This window comes from Mycolicibacterium vinylchloridicum (assembly GCF_013404075.1).
Classification (GTDB): Bacteria; Actinomycetota; Actinomycetes; order Mycobacteriales; family Mycobacteriaceae; genus Mycobacterium; species Mycobacterium vinylchloridicum.
The window spans coordinates 1-1,507 of the sequence record NZ_JACBJQ010000170.1; the positions used below are offsets into that span (position 1 = coordinate 1).

Sequence of the window (1,507 nt, forward strand, 5' to 3'; positions counted from 1 at the left end):
CCTTCCCAACCAGCGCGTCAACGCCGGTCTTGATCAGAGAACCTTGGACTTCAGATCATCCCCGGGAAGGTGCGCCCACTTTCATGCCGCCCCACCGAGGGTCATCCACAGGTTCTGATCATTGCTCAGTCCGGATCAGCGATTGGCACAGTCGTGGAGCGCTCGACCCGATACGCCCTGCTGCTGCACCTGCCGGACAATCACAGCGCCGAAGCGCTACAAAACGCGATCGTGGCCAAGATGTCGCAGTTGCCTGCACTGCTTCGCCAAACCCTGACCTGGGATCAGGGCAAGGAAATGACCAACCACGCCAAGATCGCCGAAGCTCTCGATCTAGACATCTACTTCTGCGACCCACATTCTCCGTGGCAACGCGGCACGAACGAGAACACCAATGGCCTTCTACGCCAGTGGTTCCCTAAAGGAACCGACCTATCAGTGTTTCCCGAGGACTACCTCGACTATGTCACCGCCAAGCTCAACAACCGGCCACGCAAAACCCTCGACTGGAAAACACCCGCCCAAGCCCTCGACGAACTACTGTCCCAACCGTCCGATCCACCCGCTGTTGCACTAGCACCTTGAATCCGCCCCGCATGTGGGGCGCGGGGAGGTGCTGTGATTGCGGCTGAGTACCGCGCTGCCCGGCCAATCGTCAAGGCATGAAAGCTGATCGTGCTCCCGATATTATCCTTTGGTTGGTTGCTGACGCCGATCGTCTGCCACCGGTAGCCCTTGCGCCCGACCAGCTCGCGATCCTGCTAGCGCGCGGGTGAGGCCGGACGCGATTTCGCTCAACACCGCGCGTACGCAAACGACCGCAATAGGTTGCCGGTATCGTGCGCGTGACCGATCACATCCCGTCCGCCATTGCATTGATATGTAACAACGTCCGTCGGCCGTGCCGCCGTAATCCGCAGGCACCGCTGTGCTTGCCACGCTGAAGTGGTTCGTTGACCGGCCTGCCTAGACAACGACGATGCCCGTCCGTCGTCTATCAAAACCCACACAGGTCCAACAGACTTCGGCGATCGCAGTTGAGGACCGCACGTTTTACAACTCGACCGTTCAGATGGAATGGGTCGTTCATTCCGGGGCGCTCGCGGCGTTGGCGTTGGCATACTCGCCGATGGCTGAGACTGTGAGCGCCGATCCGGCCACCGATGGGCTTGCGCGGTTCAACGAATTGTCACGCCAGTCCGAGCAGACCACCGAGGCAATGCCTTCCGTTGAGATGAACATGGGTGCGAACCTGGCCGTGCAACGGGTTGCCGAGCCGCAAGCTCGCCGACGCGCGGCACTGGATCGGCCAAGGCAGAGCTGATTACGCTAACGCTGCTCCGTGTCCAAGTTTGATTCCGTCCACGATCGGCGGGACCAGGTCAAGTCCAGGGGCGTGGTGTACGACGTCGTCGTGTGATTCTTCGATGTGATGGTTCAGGCGGTCAGTGCCGCGGGGGTGGCCTCCTGTTCGGTCGGTGAGCTCTGATCGGCTCGGGATTTGCTG

General features: G+C 60.7%; 1 protein-coding gene and 1 pseudogene. Both read left to right on the plus strand.

Features of this window, described 5'->3' with window-relative positions:
- Positions 1–87 precede the first annotated feature (87 nt).
- Positions 88–585, plus strand: a pseudogene (locus tag HPC46_RS34355) (IS30 family transposase); the annotation flags it as partial.
- 544 nt (positions 586–1,129) lie between these two features.
- A complete protein-coding gene (locus HPC46_RS34360; RefSeq protein ID WP_179476432.1) occupies positions 1,130–1,324 on the plus strand; it encodes a hypothetical protein in 195 nt (64 codons plus the stop codon).
- Positions 1,325–1,507: the final 183 nt, after the last annotated feature.